At 28.7% G+C, this 279-nt stretch carries 1 pseudogene; it reads right to left on the reverse strand.

The features are described from left to right. Nucleotides 1-279 (reverse strand): annotated as a pseudogene (locus AAEY98_RS22280) (EAL domain-containing protein); the annotation flags it as partial.

Genomic DNA, 279 nt, shown 5'->3' on the forward strand with positions numbered 1-279 from the left:
GTCTAACTCGGGAGTAGGTATATGTGGCAAGGTGACGGCTAAGTAACTGGAATTTAATATTTTTACCGACACATCTTTAAATTCAGTCAATTTTCTAGTGATTAACACTTTAAAAATAGCTTCTTTATCGGTTTTCTTATCAAAGTCACATTCAATGAGTAAAAATAAGCTATGTGATGCTCTATTAACCCCATACAAAGAACTTAATTCGCATTTTTTTACTTGTTTAATTAATCGTATTTTATTTTGTTTTTGTTTAATAATTTTAGTAGGTTGTAT

Source organism: Shewanella sp. AC91-MNA-CIBAN-0169 (genome assembly GCF_040310165.1).
Taxonomy (GTDB): Bacteria; Pseudomonadota; Gammaproteobacteria; order Enterobacterales; family Shewanellaceae; genus Shewanella.